A 3,650-nucleotide genomic window follows, 5' to 3' on the forward strand; every position below is an offset into this window, starting at 1 on the left:
CGATCTGGTGCTCGACAACAAGACCAGCGCGATCCTGCCCTGGCACAGGACCGGCTACGTGTTCATCAAGCGCGAGAGCCAGGACGCGGTCGCCTGGGTGTCGCTCGGCGGCGTCACATCCCCCGTCACCACCGCAAACCGGTAAGGCGCTTCCCGGCGCCGTTGATGCCGGCTCGGCACGCAGGTGCCGAAGCAGCGGCTTGGCAGCGTCGGCTTCAAGCTGAGCGGATGATCCCACCAAACCTGCTCATCCCGCGATGACCGCGAAGCGGGCCTCGAAGGAGGGGTCCAGGGATCGCGAGGGCTTCTGGAGGGCTCCTTCGAGGCCTCCGCTGCGTGCGACACCTCAGGATGAGGGGGTGGGTTGGATGGCTATCCCCGTCGCGTGCGCGCGAGCGACGCGACAGGAAACCGAGATCGCCTTACGCGGCGCGGCTCAGCGAGGGCTGCGCGAGGCTCGCCACGTAGGCCTCGACCCGGCCGATGAAGCCGGCGAGATGAGGCGCGATGCCCCTGAGGCTCGCAAGATCGCGGACCAGGATGTCCCGCGACAGGACCCGGTCGCCCTCGCTCGGCGCGTCGGCGAGATAGGAGCTGACCGCGTGCTCGGCGATCTGGATCGCGCCGGCCCGGCCATCCTCGGCGAGCGCTCTGATCACCTGCTGGATGGCGGGCTGCATCACGGTGTCCTTGTTTTGGCTGCGGCCCGGGTCCCCATGGACTGGCCGAGATTTTGCAAATCGTCAGCGCCCTCCGCGAATCCATCGCGCGGGCGCCTTTTGACAAGCCGGCAAAGCTGACGCGAATCAAGCACTTCCAGTGCTCCGCAGAACGGGTATTCGCGCAGCGCATGCTGCGATGCGCCGTTTTCCGGTGACGGTGCCGAAAAAAGCGGAACCAAATTGCCGCGCGGCCGTTATCTCACCCCCTAAACCGATTGTGCATCGCGGAACGTCGTGTCACCTTTCCGTCATCATCGGGCGGCGGGGCTTGGACCATGCGGCACGCGGATGGCGGGTTTACGTGTCAGACGTTCGCTCCCCTGCGCTGGCGGGGCTGGGCGAGGGCGGCACGCCGGGGGCGGCAGGCGGCCAGTCTCGCCCTGATCGGCACGATCCTGGCGCTTAGCGGCGCGACCACCCACGCCCATGCGCGCCTCGTCCTGCCCCGTGAACAGTCCGCGGAGGAGTCGTCCGGCACCGTCCCCGCCATCGCGGGATGGACCGAGTTCTGCATGCGGATGCCGGAGGAATGCACCCTCGATCCCGCCGAGCCCCGCGTGATCCCGCTGACGGTGGCGGTCTGGCGGACGCTGCTCAGCGTGAACCGGCGGGTCAACGCGCGCATCCGGCCGATCACCGATCAGGCGCATTGGGGCGTCGTCGATCGCTGGAACTTCCCCGATGACGGGTCGGGTGACTGCGAGGATTACCAGCTCCTGAAGCGGCGGATGCTGGTGGAGCGCGGCCTGCCCCGGCGCGCCCTGCTGATGACCGTGGTGATCGACGAGATCAACGAGGGTCACGCGGTGCTGACGGTGCGCACCGATCAGGGCGACGTCATCCTCGACAACAAGACCGACGCGATCCGCCCGTGGCGGCGCACCGGCTACAGCTTCATCAAGCGCGCCGGCCAGGACGGGCCGGCCTGGGTCTCCCTGGAGGGGAAGACCGGGGCGGCGCAGGTTGCGACCGCCGAGCCGTGACGGTTCAGGCCCCGACCAGCATCGCCGCGAGGTCGAGGGCGACCCGGCCCGAGAGCAGGCTCCAGCCGCAGGCAATCATTGTGGCGAGCATCACGAACGGCATCGGCCGGCCCTCGATCCGCCGGCCGCGCACGGTGTTGCGCAGGATGATGAACGGCGCCGAGAAGGCCAGCATCGGCAGGGCGGCCACCGCCGGCAGGCCGCCGCGCTCCAGCAGGCTGAAGCTCGCCCGCCGGGCCGCGAAGAGCTCGAACGCGCTGGCGATCAGCCCCGACAGGGCGAGGCCGATGCACAGCGTCCGGATCGAATCGAGGACGGCAGGCGTGACGACCATTATTCGCGCTCCTGTACAGGTCGCGCGCAGTTTAGCCACGTCATTTACTGGATGTTAAGCAAGACCGCCGGTTAGCGTTAACCCATGCACAGATGGATGCCAGCGGAACCGATTCGTCCTGTGGTTCAGGCGTCCTCTTCGAGGTCGATGTCCAGGATCGCCATCCGGAAGACGAAGGAATCGTCGCCGTCCTCCTTGTCGTCGGCGATCACGCCGATCGACTCCTCGCCGATGAACACCTCGGCGGAATCGCCGGTCTTCATCGCCGTCAGGCGGATGCTGTTGTTGGCGAACTTGCGGCGCAGGTAATCCTGCAGCTTCGCGGTCTCGGCTTTGGTCACGCTGTCTGGTCTCCCTGGCGGCGCTGACGCCGCGGATCGGGCTGGGGATTGCCACGCCCGGGGCGGAGCGGCAAGCGCGGCCCGCCGCTTCAGATCCCGTCGCCGAGATGGATGAACTGGTCCAGCGCAACGAGCTGGTCCATGGCCCGGGCCGGATCGTCGCAGCCCGCCGTGCCGACGACGCGGGCCGGCACGCCCACCACCGTGGTGTTGGGCGGGACAGGCCGGAGCACCACCGAGCCCGCCGCGACCCGGGCGCAGGCCCCGACCTCGATGTTGCCGAGGATCTTGGCGCCGGCGCCGATCATCACGCCGCGGCGGATCTTGGGATGCCGGTCGCCCCGCTGCTTGCCGGTGCCGCCCAGGGTCACGTCGTGCAGGATCGAGACGTCGTCCTCGATCACCGCGGTCGAGCCGACCACGAGCCCGGTGGCGTGGTCGAGGAACACACCCCGCCCGATCCGCGCGGCCGGGTGGATGTCGCACTGGAACACCTCCGAGATGCGGCTCTGGAGGTAGAGGGCGAGGTCGCGCCGACCGCGGTTCCAGACATGGTGGGCGAGGCGATAGGCCTGCAGCGCGTGGAAGCCCTTGAAGTAGAGGACCGGTTCGAGGGCCCGGAGCGTCGCGGGATCCCGATCGATCACCGCGCCGATATCGGCCCGGAACGCCTGCCCGATGGCGGGATCGGCCGCGATCGCCTCGTGGAAGGCGTGGGCGATCAGCTCGGCCGGCAGGGAGGGATGCCCGAGGCGTGCCGCGACGCGGTGGGCCACCGCCCCTTCCAGGGTGGTGTGGTTCAGGACGGTGGCCACGATGAAGGAGGCGAGCTGCGGCTCCGTGTGCAGCACACCCTCGGCCTCGGCGCGCAGGCGCGACCAGACCGGATCGAGGACCGCGAGATCGCGGGGCTCCGCGTTGCGGACGGGACTGGCGCTCATGTCCGAGCCTCCGAGTAAGAGCGTGTTCCCGGACCGTGGATCATCGGCCGATCCCGGGATTCCAAAGGGCGTATCCCTTCGGCGGGGGCGGGGCAGAGCCCCACCATGGGCGTAGCCCGACCGCGGGGCCCTGCCCTGCACCCGCACACGGTCCGAGACCTTTTGAGCCCGGGCTTTGTCCGGGCCCGCCTAGCGGGGTGCCCCCCGGCGCCGCGAACCAGGGCCGGATCCGGCCGGCGCCCGCGTCGCCGGCATGGGCGTCCCCCGGCCGCCGACGCCCTTCCCCCTCACACGCGCCCGCGTGCCGGTCGCAGCCCGTCGTGCCACCC

6 protein-coding genes are annotated in these 3,650 nt (G+C 69.7%); 2 read left to right on the top strand and 4 right to left on the bottom strand.

The features are described 5' to 3' along the window. Positions 1–145: transglutaminase-like cysteine peptidase (locus MKK75_RS20000; protein WP_244041787.1), on the top strand; the 145-nt coding region annotated here is incomplete at its 5' end. A gap of 277 nt (positions 146–422) precedes the next feature. On the opposite strand, the gene MKK75_RS20005 is transcribed toward MKK75_RS20000, so the two are convergent. Next, positions 423–680 (bottom strand): hypothetical protein, encoded by a 258-nt coding sequence (locus MKK75_RS20005; protein ID WP_244044269.1) that lies wholly within the window; start codon positions 678–680, stop codon positions 423–425. Positions 681–997: 317 nt separating this feature from the next. On the opposite strand from MKK75_RS20005, the gene MKK75_RS20010 reads away from it, so the two are divergent. Continuing rightward, positions 998–1,705, top strand: a complete 708-nt coding sequence (locus MKK75_RS20010) for a transglutaminase-like cysteine peptidase (protein ID WP_244044270.1) — start codon at positions 998–1,000, stop codon at positions 1,703–1,705. A gap of 4 nt (positions 1,706–1,709) precedes the next feature. On the opposite strand, the gene MKK75_RS20015 is transcribed toward MKK75_RS20010, so the two are convergent. The 3 genes from MKK75_RS20015 to cysE form a co-directional block, all read right to left on the bottom strand. Further along, a complete protein-coding gene (locus tag MKK75_RS20015; protein WP_244044271.1) occupies positions 1,710–2,039 on the bottom strand; it encodes a DUF6949 family protein in 330 nt (109 codons plus the stop codon). 125 nt (positions 2,040–2,164) lie between these two features. Then, entirely contained in the window at positions 2,165–2,380 is a 216-nt protein-coding gene (locus tag MKK75_RS20020) for a DUF3126 family protein (RefSeq protein WP_244044272.1), read from the bottom strand. Between the two features lie 89 nt (positions 2,381–2,469). Next, a complete protein-coding gene (cysE, locus tag MKK75_RS20025; RefSeq protein ID WP_244044273.1) occupies positions 2,470–3,321 on the bottom strand; it encodes a serine O-acetyltransferase in 852 nt (283 codons plus the stop codon). Positions 3,322–3,650 lie beyond the last annotated feature (329 nt).

It is taken from the genome of Methylobacterium sp. J-030 (assembly GCF_022829545.1).
In the GTDB taxonomy this organism is placed as follows: Bacteria; Pseudomonadota; Alphaproteobacteria; order Rhizobiales; family Beijerinckiaceae; genus Methylobacterium.